This window comes from Kitasatospora sp. NBC_01300, assembly GCF_041435235.1.
GTDB lineage: Bacteria > Actinomycetota > Actinomycetes > Streptomycetales > Streptomycetaceae > Kitasatospora.
Map to the genome: position 1 here is coordinate 7,690,415 of NZ_CP108408.1, position 15,524 is coordinate 7,705,938.

A 15,524-nucleotide genomic window follows, 5' to 3' on the forward strand; every position below is an offset into this window, starting at 1 on the left:
TGTCCGCATGACCTCGGACCTGTCCCGTCTCCTGCCCGCCACCCTCCCGCCCGGCCGCCTGGTCGGCGGCGAGGACGGGCCGGAGCCGCTGCTGTGGATCAGCGACGCCCCCGCCCCCGCCGGCCTGTGGCAGCAACTCCACCGCGCCCACCCGCAGTCCGGCCTGTGGCCGCTGCTGTTCGTCCCCCTCGGCGACGGCGCCGACTACCGCCCCTGGCTGTCCGGCGAACTCTTCCCGGCCTCCGCCTCCGACCCCACCCTCTACGACCCCGACGCCCTGCTGCGCCGCTGGTGGCAGCAGCTCGGCGGCACCGGCGAGGACAGCACCGGCGAGGACAGCACCGGCGAGGACGCGCCCGGCGAGGACGGGCCCGAGGGCCCGCTCGACGCCGAGGACGCCGCCGAACTCCGCGCCGCCCTGGCCCCCTTCGGCCCCGCCTGGCCCGGCACCGCCCCCGCCGCGGCCGTCCCCGACGGCGCCCCCGGCGTCGAGGCCCGCGGCCTGGCCGACGTGCTGCTGTCCGTACGGGACGCGCGCCTGGGCCTGGTCCGGGCGGGCAGCGGCGCCGAGGCGCTGGCCGCCTGCGGGTGGAGCGGCCCGCTCAACCACGAGGACGACACCGCCAAGATCGCCGCCGTGCTCGCCGACTGGGAACGCCGATTCGGTGCCCAGGTCGTCCAAGTCGGTTTCGACACGCTGGAGTTGAGCGTCGCCGTCCCGCCTGCCACGCTCGCCGAGGCCCTTCCGCTGGCCGCCGAGCACACCGCCTTCTGCCCCGACCTCGTCTTCCAGGGCACCGGCACCCTGACCGCCTACGCCGAAGGCCTCGTCGCCTCTTACCAGTGGTCGTTCTGGTGGGACTGACCCCGGCGCCCGTTCCCGCCACCGGGCCCGGATCCACCGGACCAGTACGGCTGGAAGGGCCGGACTATCCGTTGTGTGCTTCGAGCCCGGTCGCCGGTGCCTGCTGGGTGGCCGCCCACGACGCCAGGAGCGCCAGATTGTCGGCGGCCGGTGTGCCCGCGGGTGCGGTGTAGACGTTGAGGTGCAGTCCGGGTTCGGCGGGCAGTTCCAGGGACTCGACGTCCAAGTCGAGCCGGCCCACGATCGGGTGGCGCACGCGCTTGCGGCCGGACCGGTGCAGCCGCACGTCCTGGGATGCCCACCGCTGCCGGAACAGCTCACTGGACGTCGACAGTTCGCCGACCAGGGCGATCAGCTCCTCGTCGTGCGGATCGCGGCCGGCTTCCATGCGCAGCTTCGCGGCCACGGCACCGGCGATCTGGTCGTAGTCGACAAAGAAATCCCTGGCCGCCTCGGGGTTCAGATAGACGAACCGCGCGGTGTTCGCGGGCCGTCGCGCGTCGGCCGGCACCGGTGAATACAGCGCGCGAGCGAGTCGGTTCGTGGCGAGCACGTCGTAGCGGCCGTTACCGATCCAGGCCGGCGCACCGGAGATCGCGTCGAGCACCTGCTGCAGCGTCGAGCGCACCGCCACGGCAGGCCTGCGCCGGCGCGGTCCGCCGGGCGCCGTGGACCGGCGCGCGAGGTGGAACAGGTGGTCGCGCTCGGCCTCGTCGAGTTGCAGGGCCGAGGCCAGCGCGTCGAGCACGCCGTCGGAGACACCGGCGAGGCGGCCGCGCTCCATGCGCACGTAGTAGTCGACCGATACCCCCGCCAGTAGCGCCACCTCCTCGCGGCGCAGACCCTTGACCCGACGGTTGCCGCCGTAAGCGGGCAGGCCCGCCTGCGCGGGTGCGATGCGGGCGCGACGCGAGCTGAGGAACTCCCGGATCTCGGTGCGCAGATCCATCGTGGCCATCCCCTCACCGTGAGCCGGTCCCGCAGTCTAAGGGGTGCCCGATGCGGTCGTCGCGATGCCGCCGTCCACCGGGATGACGGTGCCCGTGAGGTAGGACCCGGCCCGGCTGGCGAGAAACACGGCGACACCCGCCATGTCGTCGTCGCGGCCGATCCGGCGCAGAGGGGTCGCCGCCGCGATCGTGTCGCCGACGGCGTCGAGCGTGGACGCCGTCATCCGCGACGGGAACATTCCCGGTGCCACCGCGTTCACCGTGACGTGCTGCGGGCCCAGCTCCCTGGCGAGCACCCTGGTGAGTTGATGGAGTGCCGCTTTGCTGCTGGCGTACGAGTAGTTGGGCGACTGGGCCACGTGGATGGCGGCGATACTGCCGATGTTGATGATCCGCGCGGGATCATCGGCGGTGCCCGCCCTGCGAAGTGCGGGGAGCAGCGCCTGCACCAGCCAGAACGGCGACTTGAGGTTGAGGTCGATCACCGTGTCCCAGGCCTCGTCCGGGAACGTCGCCAGCGGCTCGCGCCACATCGCCCCCGCGTTGTTGACAAGGATGTCCAGGCGTTCCGAGTCGGCCTGGACAAGACCGGCGAGGCGCTGACACTCGTCGTGCCTGGACAGGTCGGCGGGGATCGCTCGAACGTCGCCGAATTCGGACAGCAGATGCTGTGCCTCCGCGCACGCGTCTGCCTTGCGCGAGCTGATGACGACGCGGGCGCCCGCCTGGAGAAGGCCGCGCGCCATCATCAGCCCGATTCCCCTGGTGCCGCCGGTGACAAGGGCGTACTTCCCACTCAGGTCGAAAAGTTCCGCGTGAGTGGTGAATTGATCGTCCGCCATTGGTCTCCGCCTGTTCTGTCGTGGAAGAATTCGCCGACACGGTCGCGCATTCGGGGCAGCTGAATTGAACCGATGGGGTTAAAGCTGCGGCGTGTGTCCATGGTGGCAGGCGTTTTGGACGTCCGGGAGACCCTGGTGATACGGGTACTGTGAGAGCCCCCCTCGCCTGAAGCGCCGGCCCCGGCACCCGTTCCCACCGCCGATTTCGGGGCCGTCGGGGGCGTCGAGCCACCGCAGGCCGTGCCTCGCCAGGCCCGCCCACCGTCCGGGCAGATGTGGTTCAGCGTCGGCTCGTCGTCCAGAGCGAGAGTGTCAGGCGCCGCCGCCCCGGCCCGGGCCGGCGGCACCATCGAGCAGTATCGGTTGGCGCCGAATTCGCCGGCTCGGATGGCGGTGATGAATGCCTGCCAAGCGGCTGGTGGGAAGTTGAGGGGGCCCATCGGGAAGGTTTGGCCGGGGTGGCACTTCAGCGTGCGGTGACCCAGTACGCTGCGAGCGGGCGGTTGCCGTGCGGTGCGGCGACGGCCCGCAGGACGTCGCTCTGGCTGAGGACGAGTTGCCGTACCGGTTCGGGCAGCGCGGCCAACCGTTCTCCTCCGGTGATCAGGTCGAGACAGGCGCTGATCTCCCAGTCCGCGTCCTGGAGTCCGTCGGCGTCGACCGGCCCGTCGCCGTCCGCCGTCCAGCCCGCCTCGGGCAGGAGCCGCAGCAGCGCCTCGCGGGAGAAGGCCGTGCGGATGTTGCCCTCGCCGTGTGAGCCCGCAGCCTCGATCTGGCCCTGGATCAGTACTGCGAGCAGGTGCGCCAGCTGGTCGCCGCAGGAGGGCGTCAGGTCCCACTCGGCGAACCACAGCCGCCGCGCCCAGGGCCGCACCCGGGCCAGCGTGTCGCGCAGCTGCCCGAGCGAGGCGAAGTACCAGGAGCAGTGGGCGAGCACGACGTGGTCGAAGGCGTCGGAGGGGAAGTCGACCGACAGGTCGCGGACATCCGTGCTGAAACGGAAGTCGATGCGCGGCCCGACCGGGCTCGTCGCGAGCCGGGCCGCCGATTCCCCGAGCGTGACCGGCGCCCCGTAGGTCGGATCGGCGACATCGACGGCCACCACGCGTCCCTGGGGTCCGACAGCCTCCGCGAGGACGGCGGTCATATCGCCCTGCCCGCAACCCAGTTCGAGGACGGTGGAGCCGGGCTCGATGTCCCAGCTCTCCACGAGTGAAGCGCGGTGGCGTGTCTGCATCAGCTGAGCATCCGGGCTGTGGTCGGCAGCGGCCATGGTCTTCACGAGCAATGGAATCCTGGCGTGGAGATCGGAGTGCTTCACACAATCCTCAGTGGCTAGTCGGCGAACCGGTGAGGACGAGGATATGAGACGCCCCTTGGCGGCGCCTGCGATTTCTCGCTCGAGTCCTCGGCGGGGAAGAGGAGATCCGGGCCGTGAGGGTCCTGGGAGTCGCGGACGGGTGTCACGTTGGCGAAACCCTCGGCCACCTCGATGCATTCGCCGCCCTGGCCACTGTGCGAACTCTTGCGCCAGGTGGTTGCCATCTCGTTGCCTTGTGCGGGTGGAGTGGGAAGTCGGTGGGGATGACTTTCCACTCCGGCGTCGGGTTAGGCTTCCCGGCCGCCGCCCCCAGATGGGGGCGGCGGCGCGTGGGTGGTGAGTTGGGGTGCGGGGTTGGCAACTCGCGCTGGTCGGGGCGTGCGTGCGCGTAGTGTCGGAAGCATGGCGAGCGATCATCTTGGGGATCGGGTCAAGCGGCTGCGGCGCTTGGCCGATCTGACGCAGGAGGGCCTGGCTGAGAAGTCGGGCGTGTCGGTGGATGTGGTTCGGAAGCTTGAGCAGCAGCGGAAGCATTCGGCACGGCTTCCGACACTTCACGCGCTGGCCAAGGGGCTTGGTGTTGAGCTGACTGCGCTTCTGGGCGATCCGCCGGCAGTGCCGTCGACAGGTGATGCGGACCCGCCTGGCCTGGTCGCGGTGCGGCGGGCGATCATGCCGCCCTTGTTCACGCCGCTGCCGGTGGCGGACGGCGTGGAGAAGTTGTCGATTCCGCTGCTGCGTGGCGAGATCGCAGAGGCCTGGACCCTGTATCACGCAGCCGACTTCGGCAGGGTCATGGAGACGTTGCCGGCGATAATCGCGGATGCCCGCCTCGCCGCGGCCGTGGGCCGCGGCGAGGACCGCCTGGCCGGTAACCATGCGCTCGGCAAGGCTCTCCAACTGGGCGGGCATCTCGCGATCCGCCTCGGGAAGACGGATCTCGGCCTGTCCAGTCTCGAACGGGCAATAGCGGCAGCGGACTCGGCGGAAGACCCGCTGCTGGGAGCGATGATCTGCAACTCGGTGGCCTGGGCGTATCAGCGCCAGAACCGGCTCGGCGACGCGCAGACGCTGGCCATCCACGCAGCGGACGGAGTGGAGAACGAGCACTCGTCGAAGGCGGAGGGGCTCAAGGTGTGGGGCGGACTGATCATGTCCGCAGCGACCAGCACGGCCCGAAGCGGCGACTATGACGGGGCATCCGAGATGATGCTGACCGCAGAGCAGGCGACCAGACGCCTTTCGAAGCTTCCTGCCTCGGCCGACGGCCGGATGGTCAGCGTGTTCAACAGCTCCTCGGTGCGCATCGAGCGGGTTCGGCTCGCGGTCCAATTCGCCCGGCCGGAGGAAGCCTTGGGGCTCGCGAAGGGAATCAGGCTCAGCAACGACACCCCGGTGTCCTGGCGGACCTGGCTGCTCCTGGACGTAGCGCGCGCGTACACGGACATGGGGGACGCGGCGGGAGCGGTGTCGACCTTGGAGAAGCTCCAGCGAGTAGCGCCGGGCTGGATGCGGCATCACACCCTTGCCGTGGCCATCGTCTCCGACCTCTGGGCGGGTCCGGCGCGCCCGCCCGGCCTGAAGAGGCTTGCCCGCTCCCTGGGGCTGACTGACTAGATCCCAAAACTAGGACGTTCCGTCCCTGTTGATTGCGTGGCCACCACGAGAACCTCTCCGTACGAACACAGAGAGGAGCCGTAAGGTGACTGTTGGTGTCAAGCTCCACGGCTACGGGGTGCGGTGGGACCCGGAGGGCCGGTGTTACCGGGTGCGGAACGAGACGACGGGGGAGTGGCTGCGCAGCGGTACCTCGGGTGAGCTGGCGTCCTTCTCCTCGTTCTCCGCCGCCTTCAGCGCCTGGCGGGGGTTCGAGGTTCGGCGGCAGGTGGGGGCGTGATGGGATCCGCCCTCGACCGCGCCACGGCCGACCAGCGGCGGCAGGCAGCCGACGTCCTGGACGACCTGACGACCGTCCTCGCCCTGGGCGGGGTGAAGTTGCCCTCCGTCGAAGTCGACTGGGAGCACGGCCGCAGGACCGGCTGCTACCTCATCGGCCTCGGCTGCGCCCACCCGTCCGAACTCCTGCGGGTCGTCGACCTGCTCCGCAAGGGGCTGCGCTACGAGCGCCTCACGCATGACGGCTGAACTCCTCGTCCGCCTCCTTTGGTTGGCGGGCTTCTCCCTCGTACTCCTCGCAGCCCTCAGAAGGTGAACCACCCGATGCGCGACCCCCGTCTCCTCGCCAAGCCGCCGGTGTGCCGGCTCGGCTGCCTCGTCCTCGTCCGCAACCCGCGCGGCGACGTGCTCCTCGTGGACCCGGACTACATGGACGGCCTGATCCTCCCCGGCGGCGCCGCGAAACCGAACGAGCCCCCGCACCTCGCCGCCGCCCGCCACCTGCACGCGGAGACCGGCCTCAACCTGCGCCTCGCCGACGTCCTGGCGGTCGACTTCACCCCCGCCGACCGCTACCTGGAACGCCTCAACCTCGTCTTCGACGGCGGCACCCTCACCGAGCACGCCGCCGCCCACCTCACCGTCCCGCCGCAGCACCGCAGCGGCCTGTTCGGCGCCCGCTTCGTCCCCGTCCGCCGGCTCCCCGACGTCATGGCCCCCTCCCAATCCGCCCGCGTCAGCGAGGCGTTGGCGGGCCGCGCCCTGCCCGTCCTCCTCCACGGCCAGCGCGCGACCTGACCGGTACCGCCGGGAACCAGGTGGCCGACTCGGGGTCGGTGCGCACTTCGGCAATGAGAAGGGGCGGGCGCCGGGGTCGGCGCCCGCCCTCCCTCGTCCGGGTGCGGTCAGCTCCAGGGGTTGGCCGGCTGGTCGGTGATGGCGGTCCAGAAGCGGCCGCCGACGGGCAGGGTGCCGTTGGCCCACAGGCCCCAGCCCGAGGCGTCGTGGAACTCGGCCATCCGGAAGCCGGCGCCGAAGTAGCCGGCGCAGAGCTGGTCAGCGGCTGCCCGGCTGGTGAGCTGGCTGCCGGAGGTGGGGATGGTGGCCTTCACCTCGCCGCCGGCCCAGCTGTGGAAGCCACTGGTGGGCACGCCGGAGGGGGCGGGGCGGCCGTCCTGCTTGAGGCACAGCACGGGCAGCTGCGCGGTGGCGGGGGTGTCGCCGCTGTACGCGTTGCTGCTGTTGTCGTTGCCGACGTGCACGACGTTGTCGGCGCGCTGCTCAAGGGCGGCCCAGGTCATGCCGTTGTGGGTGGCGACGCCGCCGAACAGGGCCTCGTAGGTGTTGCGGGCGATGTCCCACTCCTGGTACCCGCCCTGGTTGCAGTCGAACATGTAGAGCCGCCAGCCGCCGCCGATCCTGTGCTCGGTGTTGTCCAGGCACTGGGAGGTGGAGATGTTCTGCAGCCGGATCCCGAGCAGGCCGTAGCGCGGCGTGCTGTCGGCCGCGGTCCACGGCGTGACCCGCCACATCTGCGAGGTGTTGTTGGCGTAGCACTGGACGCCGGAGGGGGTGCTGTCGACCGTCAGGCAGGAGCGCTGGTCGGCGGCGTTGTTGACGGTGTAGACGCTCGGCAGGCCCGGGACGGGCTTGAACACCCACTGGCCCGGGTTGTCGGACGGCGCGCAGGGGTGCAGACCCTGCCCGCCCCATATCGCGCCGTTGGGACAGCGCTCGGACTTCTGGTTGAACAGGACCGTCGAGGGGGTGTCGGCCGAGGCCGAGCCGCCCGGGACCAGCACCAGGCCGGTCAGGGCCAGCGCGATGCCGAGGACGATACGCCGGACTAGCGAACGCACAGTGCTCTCCAAGGAGGGGAGACGACGAGGGGCGGCGGCCGGTCCGGAGGGCCCCCCGGGCCACCCGGTCCCGTCCGCCGCGGTCAGCTTGTCAGCGCGCGATCAATCGCCGGTATCCCAGTTTCCTGGGGGGTCGTTCGACACCCGACTGGTCAGGGGCGCGGCCAGGGGCGCCCGTCGAGGTGCTCGATGTCGGTGTTGAAGCGGCGCAGGTAGGCGGCGAAGGTGGTGACGTCCTGGGCGGACCAGCCGGCCATCACCCGGTCCAGGGCCTCCACGTGGGCCTCGCGCTCCTCGTCGAGGCGGCGGTCGCCCTCGTCGGTGAGGCGGAACTTGCGGGCCATCCCGCCGTCGGGGTCGGCGATCCGCTCGACCAGGCCGGCCCGGGTCATGGCGGCGGTCTGCCGGTTGAGGGTGGAGGCGTCGAGGTTGAAGGCCTCGCTCAGCTCGCCGATGGACATCGGGCCCTGGATGCGGATGCGGCTGAGCAGGATGTACGCGCTGCGCTCCAGGGTGCTGCCGCGCGGGCGGGCGGCGGACTGGCTCAGGTAGTGGTGGCGGCCGAGCACCATGTACTCGAACTCGACCAGGTCCGTACGTTCTCCCATGCCGTCGTCCTTCGCCCTTCACCCTCATCGCCGCACCGCTGACCTGCGGGTTTCGCGGGCCTTGTCCAGTATGGCAAAGGGGTGTGACGGCGGTACCCGGCGATGTAGTGTGCTCGATGCACATAATATGCACGATACACATTTCGTTCCCGAGGAGCCCGCCATGGACGGCCCCCAGCCCGGCGGCACGACCGCCCCCACCGCCCCGGTCGCCGGTACCACCCCCACCACCGGCATCGTCGCCACCCTCGCCTTCACCGGCACCGTGGCCGCGATCATGCAGACCCTGGTCACCCCGCTGATCGGCGAACTGCCCCGACTGCTGCACACCACGCCGTCCAACGCCTCCTGGGCGATCACCGCGACCCTGCTCGCCGGCGCCGTCTTCGTCCCGATCAGCGGACGCCTGGGCGACCTGCTGGGCAAACGCCGCATGCTCCTGGCCTGCTGCGTGCCGCTGTTCATCGGATCGGTCCTGTGCGCCCTCGCCTCCGCGGCCGTACCGATGATCATCGGCCGCGGCCTCCAGGGCATGGGCATGGGCGTCGTCCCGCTCGGCATCAGCCTGCTGCGCGAAGTCCTGCCGCCCGAACGGCTCGGCTCCGCCATCGCCCTGGTCAGCGCCTCGATGGGGATCGGCGGCGGCCTCGGCCTGCCGATCGCCGCCGCCGTCGCCCAGTACGCCAGCTGGCGGGCCCTGTTCTGGGGCGCCGCCGCCCTCACCCTCGTCGTCGCCGCGATGATCCGCTTCCTCGTCCCCGCCCCCGCCCGGCGCCCCGCCGGCGGCCGCTTCGACCCCGTCGGCGCGGCGGGCCTGGGCGCCGGACTGGTCTGCCTCCTGCTGCCCGTCTCCAAGGGCGCCGACTGGGGCTGGACCGACCCCCTCACCCTCGGCCTGTTCGCCGCCGCCGTCGTCCTGCTCCTCGCCTGGGGCCGGTGGGAACTGCGCTGCCCCGAACCGCTGGTGGACCTGCGGGTCACGGCCCGCCCCCGGGTCCTGCTGACCAACGCCGCATCCGTCCTGGTCGGCTTCGGCATGTACGCGCAGGCGCTGATCATCCCGCAGCTGCTCCAGCTCCCCGAGGCCACCGGCTACGGCCTGGGCCGCTCGATGCTGGCGATGGGCCTGTGGATGGCGCCCTCCGGCCTGATGATGATGGCCGTCTCACCACTGGGCGCACGCCTGTCGGCCGCGCGCGGCCCCAAGTTCACCCTGGTCGCCGGCTCCCTCGCGATCGCCGCCGGATACGGACTCTCGATGGTGCTCATCGGCTCCACCTGGGGCGTCCTGGTCGTCACACTGGTGTGCAACAGCGGCGTCGGCCTGGCCTACGGCGCGATGCCCGCACTGATCATGAGCGCCGTGCCGCTGTCCGAGACGGCGTCCGCGAACAGCTTCAACACCCTGATGCGCTCGCTCGGCACCTCCGTCTCCGCCGCCGTGGTCGGCGTGGTCCTCGCCCAGCTGACCACCACCCTCGGCGGCCACACCCTGCCCTCGGAGAGCGGCTTCAGGGTCGGCCTGCTGATCGGCTGCGGCGTGGCCCTGGCCGCCGCCGCGGTCGCCGCCACCATCCCCGCCCCGCCCACCGGGGCCGCACCCGCCACCGCCCGCCCGGCACCCGCCGCCACGGACACCGCCACGACCTGACCGCCCGACCCGGCATGACCTGACCACCCGCCACGACCCGACCACCCACGACCCGACCACCCGCCAGACCCGCCCCCGGCAACCCGCCGGGGGCGGCCGCGCTACGTACCCCCTACCGATCCGCGACGGATTCGCCCCCACCGCCCCCACCCGTACCGTCGGAGACCACGCACACCGGACCAACCCCCCCCCAGGAGCACAGCGATGACCGCCTACGCGATAGCCCAGGTCCACTCGGTCGAGTTCGGCCCCGACATCGTCGAGTACCTCCAGCGCATCGACGCCACCCTGGACCCCTTCGACGGACGCTTCCTCATCCACGGCGACCGGATCGAGACCGTCGAAGGCACCTGGGGACAGGACCTCATCCTCATCGAGTTCCCCGACCACCAACGCCTGCGCGCCTGGTACGACTCACCCGCCTACCAGGAGATCCTCCCGCTGCGCACCCGCCATATGAACGCCGACGTGGTCTTCGCCCGGGGCGTGCCCGCCGGCTACCGCGGCGCCGACGCCCTCAAGCACTGACCGGCCCGGGGGCTCAACGCCCCTGCGCCCGCTCCCGCCACCACCGCACCGTCGCCTCCACCTGCTCCTCCAGCGCGGTCGCGCGCACCGCGAACGCGGCCTCGTAGGCGGAGGAGTCCACCACGAACGGGCGGTCGAACTGGTAACGGACCTCCCGCAGTTCACGCAGCAGTGGGGAGAACAGCCCCGCCGCGCCCAGCAGCGCCTGCGGGAGCCGGCGCACCGCGACCGGTCCGACGCCCGCCTGCGCCGCCAGCCGCTCCACCATCGCGCGCACCGGCAGCGCGGGGGCCGTCGGCACGTGCCAGGCCCGCCCCCAGGCCCGCTCCTCGCCCGCGACCTCGGCCAACGCCCGTGCCACGTCCGGCAGGTACGTCCAGCTGTGCGGCGCGTCCGGGTCGCCGAGCACCGCGATGTTCCGGCCCTTCAGCAGGCCCGGCATCACCCGCGAGGCCAGGTGCCCGCCGTCCGTCACCCCGGGGCCGAAGAAGTCCGAGGCCCGCACCTCGACCGCCCGGATCCGCCCGGCCCCGTGCAGCGCCCGGGCCTGCTCCCACGCCGCCGCCCGCACCCGTCCCTTGGGGCCGGCCGCGGCCAGCGGCAGGTCCTCGGTCATCGGAGCCCGCACCGGGCCGTATCCGTAGAGGTTGCCGAGCATGACCAGCACCGCCCCGGTGGCCTCGGCCGCCGCGCACAGCGAGGAGGCCAGCGCCGGCCACCGCGCCGCCCACTGCGGCAGCGGCGGCGCCGCGCAGCCGTAGATCGCCGCCGCGCCGCGTGCGGCCTCCGCAAGCCGCGCGCGATCGCCCGCGTCCAGCGCCACGTGCTCGATGCCGGGCACCGGGGCCCCGCCCCGCGCGGGGCTCCCCGACCTGGTGACGACCCGTACGGTGTGCCCCTGCCCGGCCAGCAGGCGGGCGGTGGCGGCCCCGGCGGGCCCGTATCCGACAACCACGTGGAAGCTCATCCGCCCCACCCTAGGGTCTGGGGCCGCGCGGGCGCTGCGGGGTGCTGCGAGTGCTGCGGGGGTGCGGTGCGGGCGTTAGCAAATACTTGGTATGGCAACCGTAAAAGACGATCTATGCTGGCGGACGTTCACAATCTCTCCGCACAACGCAAGGTGCTGAATGAAGCTGCCCCGGGTGTCCGCCGTCGTCGCGGCCGCCGTCCTGGCCCCCACCGTCCTCTTCCCGTCGATGGCCTCCGCCGCCGACAACCCCCAGCCGGCCGGCGTCTCCGGCCCTGACACCGCGTCCAAGGGTGCCGAGGACCAGGCAACGGGCCAGGAGGAGCACGACCGCGCCGAGGTGCGGCGCGTCCTCGCCGACAAGGAGAGCGGCCCGGGCGTGCGCGAGGCCGCCCAGAAGGCGCTGAACGGCACCGCCGCCGACCTGCGGCACTTCCTGGACGTCGAGCTCCACGACCAGCGCGTGATCGACAACCGGGTGAGGGCCTACCAGGTCCTCGCCGTCGGCGGGCCGGCCGTCAAGAAGGCCGCCACGGCCGCCCTGCGGGGCGGCACCGCCGAGGACGTCGCGAAGTTCCTCAAGGAGGGCCAGTTCATCGCCCGCGCCGAGGACGAGGACCGTGCCAAGGTCCAGAGCATCCTGGCCGACAAGGAGACCGGCCCGGGCGTGCGCGAGGCCGGGGAGAAGGCCCTCGCGGGCACGGCCGCCGACGTGCGGCACTTCCTGGACGTCGAACTCGGCGAGTGGCGCCAGCGCGACAACCGGCTGAAGGTCGTCTGGATCTCCAACGATGCCGGGCCGGTGCTGAAGAAGGCCGCCGAGAAGGCGATGTACGGCAGCAGCCAGGAAGTCCTGGACTTCCTGAACGAGGGCCAGTTCATCGCCCGTGCCGAGGACGAGGCCCGCGCCAAGGTGCAGAGCATCCTGGCCGACAAGGAGACCGGCCCGGCTGTGCACGAGGCCGCCCAGAAGGCCCTCGCGGGCACGGCCGCCGACGTGCGGCACTTCCTGGACGTCGAACTCGACGAGCGGCGTCAGACCGACAACCGGGTGATGGTCGCCCGGATCTTCGACGGCGCCGGGCCGGCGGTGAAGGCGGCCGCCCGGAAGGCGATATCCGGCAGCAACCAGGAAGTCCTGGCCTTTCTGAAGGAGGGCCAGTTCATCGCCCGCGCCGAGGACGAGGCCCGCGCCAAGGTGCAGGGCATCCTCGACGACAAGGAGACCGGTCCGGGCGTGCGCGAGGCGGGGGAGAAGGCCCTCGCGGGCACCGTCGCCGACGTGCGGCACTTCCTGGACGTCGAGCTCCCCAAGCAGCGGGCCGACGACAACCGGGTGAAGCTCGCCCAGATCATGTCGGCCGGCGGGCGGGCCGTGCGCGAGGCCGCCGGCCGGGCGCTGGACGGCACCGACGAGGACGTCGTGAAGTTCCTGAAGGAGGGCCAGTTCACGGCCCGCGCCGAGGACGAGGCCGCGAACAAGCCGGCCCCGCAGCCGGCCCGGCCCGCCGAGCAGCCGCAGACCGCCACCGGCGCCCAGTCGGCCGTCCAGCCCGCCGCCCTGACCACCACGACGGGCACCACCGCGGGCACGACCACGGGCACGACCACGACGGGCACCACCGCCGGGACGGCCACGGCCACCACGGGCGCCACCACGGTCACCACCCGCCCCGGCCAGCTCGCCGCCACCGGCACCGAGGGCCTCGGCTGGGAGGCCGGCGGCGCCGCCGCGGCCCTGGCCGCGGGTGCGGCGCTCGTCGTCGCCTCCCGCCGCCGCTCCACCGAGAGCTGACGCCCCCGACCGTCCCCGTCCCCGGCCGCCCACGCGGCCGGGGACGCCCGGACGTCCGGGGCCGCACGCTCAGCCGCCGGGGCGGCGCCCGGCGATCGCCCGGGCGGCGAGTTCCGCGCGCCAGCGGGCCGCGTTGCCGCCGTCCAGCTGGCCGGCGAAGGCGCGCCGCGCGGCCTGCACCAACTCTGCCGAAGCGTGCGGGTACGCCTCCCAGACCGCCCAGAGCGCGTTCTCGGTGTCCTCGTCCAGGCCCGTGCAAGTGAGCGGCCCGGTCCCGGACAGGGTCTCGGCCAGCACCGCCTCGAAGACCCGCCGCAGCCGTTCGTCGTCGTCGCGCCCGCGGGCGGGGCGCTCAGCCGCCATCGCTGCTGCCGCCGCCACCGCTGCCGCCATCCCCGCCGCCACCGTCGCCGCTGTCACCGCCGCTCAGGCTCCGGTTCCGGCGCCGGCTGCGCGCGGAGCGGCGCAGCAGGGACCCCGAGGCGAGCGTCACGGACGCCACGGCGCGCACCCAGCGGGGGCCGCCGCGTTCGGCCCACACCACGCACACGCACCCGCCGACCACGATCACCAGGACACCGACCAGCACGGCACCGACCACGTCTCACCCCATCTCCCGTCCATCCCGTTTCCGGGCCGATCCTCTCAAGCCGAGCCCCCCGCCCGCGCCCCCGACCCCCCTAAACCGGGCCGATCCGCCACACAAGTGGACACCAGGCCCGTCCCGCAGGGAAGTTGGCGCCACGCGGGCTCCGCCCGACCCGCGCCCCGTCCCACCCCCCGTCCCACCCCCCTGACCTGCGCCCCAGTGCGGCCGAGTACCCGCCGTGTGCCAGGATGCCGACACCGATCCCCTCGACCGGAGACCTTTCTTGACGATTCGCCGCACCACCGCCCTGGCCGCCGCCGCGACCGTGCTCTCCCTCACCGCGCTGACGGGCTGCAACGACGACGCCGCCCCCTCGGCGGCCCAGGCCCCTGCGGCCCCGCAGGCCACCACCCCGGCCGCGACGCCGACGACCCCCGACGCGGCCCCGACGTCCGCCCCGGCCTCGGCATCGGCCCCGGCGTCCGCACCCACGTCGGCCCCGGCCGAGGCGCCCGCCGGCGGGGTGATCGACCCCGAGCAGGCCCTCGCCCAGGCCGCCCGCACGCCCTACGCGGCCACCCAGGACTTCCGCACCGAAGGCGGCCCGCTGGTCGCGACCACCACCGGCCGGGTCAACCTCAACGGCAAGGTGCGCACCGGCCGCCTCACCGAGTCCCTGGGCACCGGCGGCGGTTCGGCGGGCGACCCGGTCGTCGTCACCGAGGACGCGGCGTACATCAAGTCCGGCAGCGGCTGGCGCAAGTCCCCCCTCGCCAACCGGATAGCCGACTACCACGGCTACGCGAAGGCCCTGCTGGCGCTCGGCCCCGCCGCCCGCAAGGGCATGGAGGAGCAGAACGGCGCGCCCGCCTTCCACCTCTCCGGCACGCTCGGCGTGGAGCAGCTGCGCGCCGTGGACGCCGAGCGCTACCTCAACCTGAAGCGCATGGGCGTGGGCGTGGCGTCCTTCCAGCTCGACCAGTGGATCGACGCCCAGGGCCGTACCGTGCGCTTCGACCAGCACGTCGACATCAGGGGCACCGCGACGCGCACCTACGGCACCTTCCGCGACTTCGGCCCCGTCGAGCCGGTCCCCGCCCCCAACTGACCACCCGAGCAAAGGATTCCGCCATGGCCAAGGGCCTGTTCGCGACCCTGCACACCACCCTGGGCCCGATCCGGCTGGAGCTGTTCCAGTTCCACGCGCCGAAGACGGTCCGCAACTTCGTCGAACTCGCCGAGGGCGCCCGGGAGTACACCGACCCGCGCACCGGCGAGCCGGGCAGCGGCCCGTACTACGACGGCACGCTCTTCCACCGCGTGGTGGCCGGCTTCATGGTCCAGGGCGGCGACCCGACCGGCACCGGCACCGGCGGTCCGGGCTACGCCTTCGCCGACGAGTTCCACCCCGAACTGCACTTCACCAGGCCCTACCTGCTCGCCATGGCCAATTCCGGCCCGGGGACCAACGGCTCGCAGTTCTTCATCACCGTCGGCACGCCCGCCCACCTGAACCGCCGGCACACCATCTTCGGCCAGGTCGCCGACGCCGACTCCCGGGCCGTCGTCGACGCCCTCGCGGCCGTCCCCACGGACGGCGAACGCCCCGTGGAGGACGTCGTGATCACCGAGGTCACCGTCGAGCGGCTCTGA

Annotated in this window: 19 protein-coding genes; 10 read left to right on the plus strand and 9 right to left on the minus strand. The window is 72.7% G+C overall.

Annotated elements, in window-relative coordinates; translation table 11 throughout:
- Nucleotides 1-7 precede the first annotated feature (7 nt).
- The gene (locus tag OG556_RS33420) at nt 8-865 is read left to right on the plus strand and encodes a DUF4253 domain-containing protein (RefSeq protein WP_371515242.1); all 858 of its coding nucleotides are present in this window, start codon (nt 8-10) and stop codon (nt 863-865) included.
- Between the two features lie 64 nt (nt 866-929).
- Here OG556_RS33420 and OG556_RS33425 read toward each other — a convergent pair whose 3' ends face one another.
- The 4 genes from OG556_RS33425 to OG556_RS33440 all read right to left on the minus strand — a co-directional run bounded on the left by OG556_RS33425 (nt 930) and on the right by OG556_RS33440 (nt 4,202).
- Nucleotides 930-1,823: a helix-turn-helix transcriptional regulator gene (locus tag OG556_RS33425; RefSeq protein ID WP_371515241.1), complete on the minus strand. Its 894-nt coding sequence runs from the start codon at nt 1,821-1,823 to the stop codon at nt 930-932.
- Between the two features lie 27 nt (nt 1,824-1,850).
- The gene (locus tag OG556_RS33430; protein ID WP_371515240.1) at nt 1,851-2,657 is read right to left on the minus strand and encodes an SDR family oxidoreductase; all 807 of its coding nucleotides are present in this window, start codon (nt 2,655-2,657) and stop codon (nt 1,851-1,853) included.
- A 466-nt stretch (nt 2,658-3,123) separates the two neighbouring features.
- Nucleotides 3,124-3,930 carry a class I SAM-dependent methyltransferase gene (locus tag OG556_RS33435; protein ID WP_371522506.1) on the minus strand — a complete coding sequence of 269 codons (807 nt, stop codon included), beginning with the start codon at nt 3,928-3,930 and terminating at the stop codon, nt 3,124-3,126.
- A 62-nt stretch (nt 3,931-3,992) separates the two neighbouring features.
- Nucleotides 3,993-4,202, minus strand: coding sequence for a DUF397 domain-containing protein (locus OG556_RS33440; protein ID WP_371515239.1), 210 nt, complete (start codon nt 4,200-4,202; stop codon nt 3,993-3,995).
- Nucleotides 4,203-4,380: 178 nt separating this feature from the next.
- On the opposite strand from OG556_RS33440, the gene OG556_RS33445 reads away from it, so the two are divergent.
- The 4 genes from OG556_RS33445 (at nt 4,381) to OG556_RS33460 (ending at nt 6,672) form a co-directional block, all read left to right on the plus strand.
- Nucleotides 4,381-5,595, plus strand: a complete 1,215-nt coding sequence (locus tag OG556_RS33445; RefSeq protein WP_371515237.1) for a helix-turn-helix domain-containing protein — start codon at nt 4,381-4,383, stop codon at nt 5,593-5,595.
- Between the two features lie 85 nt (nt 5,596-5,680).
- Complete coding sequence (locus OG556_RS33450) at nt 5,681-5,875, plus strand: hypothetical protein (RefSeq protein WP_371515236.1); 195 nt, start codon at nt 5,681-5,683, stop codon at nt 5,873-5,875.
- The gene (locus OG556_RS33455; protein ID WP_371515235.1) at nt 5,875-6,123 is read left to right on the plus strand and encodes a hypothetical protein; all 249 of its coding nucleotides are present in this window, start codon (nt 5,875-5,877) and stop codon (nt 6,121-6,123) included. The genes OG556_RS33450 and OG556_RS33455 overlap by 1 nt, the downstream gene beginning before the upstream one ends.
- Nucleotides 6,124-6,198: 75 nt before the next feature.
- On the plus strand, nt 6,199-6,672 hold the full coding sequence (locus tag OG556_RS33460; protein ID WP_371515234.1) for an NUDIX domain-containing protein: 474 nt from the start codon (nt 6,199-6,201) through the stop codon (nt 6,670-6,672).
- A gap of 107 nt (nt 6,673-6,779) precedes the next feature.
- Here the strand turns inward: OG556_RS33460 and OG556_RS33465 are convergent, their stop codons facing one another.
- Complete coding sequence (locus tag OG556_RS33465) at nt 6,780-7,733, minus strand: hypothetical protein (RefSeq protein ID WP_371515233.1); 954 nt, start codon at nt 7,731-7,733, stop codon at nt 6,780-6,782.
- Between the two features lie 152 nt (nt 7,734-7,885).
- The gene (locus tag OG556_RS33470; RefSeq protein ID WP_363586814.1) at nt 7,886-8,341 is read right to left on the minus strand and encodes a MarR family transcriptional regulator; all 456 of its coding nucleotides are present in this window, start codon (nt 8,339-8,341) and stop codon (nt 7,886-7,888) included.
- 163 nt (nt 8,342-8,504) lie between these two features.
- Between OG556_RS33470 and OG556_RS33475 the strand changes: the two genes are divergently transcribed.
- Together OG556_RS33475 and OG556_RS33480 are read left to right on the plus strand one after the other, a co-directional pair.
- Nucleotides 8,505-9,992: an MFS transporter gene (locus OG556_RS33475; RefSeq protein WP_371515232.1), complete on the plus strand. Its 1,488-nt coding sequence runs from the start codon at nt 8,505-8,507 to the stop codon at nt 9,990-9,992.
- A gap of 204 nt (nt 9,993-10,196) precedes the next feature.
- Complete coding sequence (locus OG556_RS33480; RefSeq protein ID WP_371515231.1) at nt 10,197-10,520, plus strand: DUF1330 domain-containing protein; 324 nt, start codon at nt 10,197-10,199, stop codon at nt 10,518-10,520.
- Nucleotides 10,521-10,533: 13 nt separating this feature from the next.
- Here OG556_RS33480 and OG556_RS33485 read toward each other — a convergent pair whose 3' ends face one another.
- Entirely contained in the window at nt 10,534-11,487 is a 954-nt protein-coding gene (locus tag OG556_RS33485) for an NAD-dependent epimerase/dehydratase family protein (RefSeq protein ID WP_371515230.1), read from the minus strand.
- 160 nt (nt 11,488-11,647) lie between these two features.
- On the opposite strand from OG556_RS33485, the gene OG556_RS33490 reads away from it, so the two are divergent.
- The gene (locus tag OG556_RS33490; RefSeq protein ID WP_371515229.1) at nt 11,648-13,282 is read left to right on the plus strand and encodes an ALF repeat-containing protein; all 1,635 of its coding nucleotides are present in this window, start codon (nt 11,648-11,650) and stop codon (nt 13,280-13,282) included.
- A gap of 69 nt (nt 13,283-13,351) precedes the next feature.
- Here OG556_RS33490 and OG556_RS33495 read toward each other — a convergent pair whose 3' ends face one another.
- Together OG556_RS33495 and OG556_RS33500 are read right to left on the minus strand one after the other, a co-directional pair.
- The gene (locus OG556_RS33495) at nt 13,352-13,645 is read right to left on the minus strand and encodes a hypothetical protein (protein WP_371515228.1); all 294 of its coding nucleotides are present in this window, start codon (nt 13,643-13,645) and stop codon (nt 13,352-13,354) included.
- A complete protein-coding gene (locus OG556_RS33500) occupies nt 13,635-13,883 on the minus strand; it encodes a hypothetical protein (protein ID WP_371515227.1) in 249 nt (82 codons plus the stop codon). The genes OG556_RS33495 and OG556_RS33500 overlap by 11 nt, the downstream gene beginning before the upstream one ends.
- A 271-nt stretch (nt 13,884-14,154) precedes the next feature.
- On the opposite strand from OG556_RS33500, the gene OG556_RS33505 reads away from it, so the two are divergent.
- Nucleotides 14,155-14,979, plus strand: a complete 825-nt coding sequence (locus OG556_RS33505) for a hypothetical protein (protein ID WP_371515226.1) — start codon at nt 14,155-14,157, stop codon at nt 14,977-14,979.
- Nucleotides 14,980-15,002: 23 nt separating this feature from the next.
- Nucleotides 15,003-15,524 carry a peptidylprolyl isomerase gene (locus tag OG556_RS33510; protein WP_371515225.1) on the plus strand — a complete coding sequence of 174 codons (522 nt, stop codon included), beginning with the start codon at nt 15,003-15,005 and terminating at the stop codon, nt 15,522-15,524.